4 protein-coding genes are annotated in these 1,990 nt (G+C 57.6%); 1 reads left to right on the top strand and 3 read right to left on the bottom strand.

The window, feature by feature from the left end:
• Positions 1–200, top strand: a 200-nt coding sequence (locus ACXRVY_RS26245; protein WP_458238650.1) for a YgdI/YgdR family lipoprotein, incomplete at its 5' end; no start/stop codon positions are given.
• An 84-nt stretch (positions 201–284) separates the two neighbouring features.
• Here ACXRVY_RS26245 and ACXRVY_RS26240 read toward each other — a convergent pair.
• From ACXRVY_RS26240 to ACXRVY_RS26230, 3 genes are all read right to left on the bottom strand, one after another.
• Positions 285–1,175: a pseudouridine synthase gene (locus ACXRVY_RS26240; protein ID WP_457266289.1), complete on the bottom strand. Its 891-nt coding sequence runs from the start codon at positions 1,173–1,175 to the stop codon at positions 285–287.
• 70 nt (positions 1,176–1,245) lie between these two features.
• A complete protein-coding gene (locus ACXRVY_RS26235) occupies positions 1,246–1,563 on the bottom strand; it encodes a transcriptional regulator (RefSeq protein WP_457266288.1) in 318 nt (105 codons plus the stop codon).
• Between the two features lie 172 nt (positions 1,564–1,735).
• Positions 1,736–1,957: a glutaredoxin family protein gene (locus tag ACXRVY_RS26230; RefSeq protein ID WP_458238649.1), complete on the bottom strand. Its 222-nt coding sequence runs from the start codon at positions 1,955–1,957 to the stop codon at positions 1,736–1,738.
• Positions 1,958–1,990 lie beyond the last annotated feature (33 nt).

Here is a 1,990-nt window from a genome sequence, read left to right as displayed (position 1 = left end):
CTTTCAAGCTCGCACTCGGCCTCGCCACCCTCGMCGGTTGCGCGTCGCCTACGGTGCTCACCTTGAATGACGGTCGCGAAATCCAGGCCGTCGACACGCCACAGTTCGACAAGGATTCCGGCTTCTACGTATTCGAACAGCTCGATGGCAAACAGACCCGCATCAACAAGGACCAGGTTCGTACCGTTAAAGAGCTGTAATCCTGGCACCGCCGGATACAGAAAAGCCCGCTTGATGCGGGCTTTTTCATGCCTGAAGAACAGCGTTTCAGGTTCGCTTCTTGATCACCATTGCAGGGTGATTTCACTCTCGAACTCTCGCGCCTGGCCTGTGACCGGATCGATAAATTTCAGCCCCTGAGCCAGCAGTTTCAATGGATTGGCGTAGTCATCCTGCGCATCCTTGAGCACCTCGGGGTAAAACGGATCATTGCAGATACCGGCCCCCAACGCCGCCATATGTACCCGCAACTGATGTTTCTTGCCCGTCACCGGGTAAAGACCATAACGCCAGAGATCCCCCTGCTTCTCCCTGACTTCCACCGCTGTCTCGGTGTTGCTGGCCCCGGGCCCCTCCTGCATGCGGAAGAACGGTTCGCCATCGACCAGTCGGCTTTTATGAACCAGCGGGAAAGCAAGGTCAGGCAACGCCGCTGCGATGGCCTCGTAGCGCTTTTCGATCTGCCGGGTTGGAAACAACGACTGATAAGCCGAACGACTCTGCGGATTGGCGGAAAACAGTACCAGCCCTGCGGTATGCCGGTCGATGCGATGCAATGGCACCAGATGCGGATTGTCCAGGCGACGGATCAAGCGCCTGAGCAGCGTCTGTTCGACGTATTCGCCAGCCGGCGTCACGGGCAGAAAGTGCGGTTTGTCGGCAACCACCAGATGCTCGTCCGCGTACAGGATCGACTCGATCACCGGGATCGGCTTTTCATCCGGCACTTCGCGAAAATAATGAATCCGCAAACCTTCCTTGTAGGCCAGATCGAGGGCTATCGGCATGCCCTGCCCATCGAGGACCCGGCCACGGGCGATTCTGTCCAGCCATTGTTCGCGACCGATGGCGCTGAAATGCTCGCACAGGCAATCGACAACGGTGTGCCACGGGCCGGGTGGCAAGTAAAGCGTACTTGCCTGACTGTGTGCCGCGGAAAAAGAAGAAGTGGACATAAGAAAGCTCTAACCCTCAGTACAGATCGGCATTATCCAACAGCAAGGGGAATGAACCTAGGGGGCGTTCTCAAGCCGGGATCGGCGTGCGCGCCGCCGCTTCGGTGTACTCCTTGAGCCAGCGCAGCACATCGACCGCTTCCCAGCGAGCGGGGTCATACAGGGCGTACAACAATCCCTGGTAACCCACGACATCGAGTTGCCGGTGATATCCCGCGCGTTGAAACAAGGCCTCGATTTCTGCGAAACAGGTATTGAAATGCGTTTTGTTGAAGGGTGTTTTTCCTTCGGTCACCAGACCATCCAGTCGCAACTCAAGGACGGCCTCGCGCACGACGTCTGCGGACATCCGGTTCACGCTGTTCTTCAACTGTTCGACATTGACCACGATTCATCCCTCTCACGCCCGGGCTTGCCGGCTCACTCCCGAAAATCAGGAACGGCAAGGCAGGCGCGGCGAATAACTGTATGAGCATACAGTATCCGATCAACACCGATTAAGCCAAGGGGATCAATCGCAAAGTTCGACAGGCGGGACATGCCGCCAGCGCAAAAACCGCTTAATGCAGGAACGCCACTACCTGATCGRCACTGAACGGCCAGCCCAGTTCAGCGCCGGTGTCGACCCGCCGCAACACCGGAATCCGCAGGCTGTAAGCGGCGAACCACGCTTCATCGTCGGCGATATCCACCAGTTCCACCAGCAGGCCGCGCTCGACAAACTCCATCAACATGGCTTCGGCTACTTCACAGAAGTTCCACCAGCAGGCCGCGCTCGACAAACTCCATCAACATGGCTTCGGCTACTTCACAGA

This window comes from Pseudomonas sp. P5_A2_2 (assembly GCF_054177685.1).
The sequence above is the reverse complement of the archived record's forward strand: the minus strand, read 5'-3'. Positions and strand labels throughout refer to the sequence as shown.

Excerpts from the sequence above, each read along its gene's own strand:
- ACXRVY_RS26240 (WP_457266289.1), bottom strand. The coding sequence starts at position 1,175 with ATGTCCACTTCTTCTTTTTCCGCGGCACACAGTCAGGCAAGTACGCTT.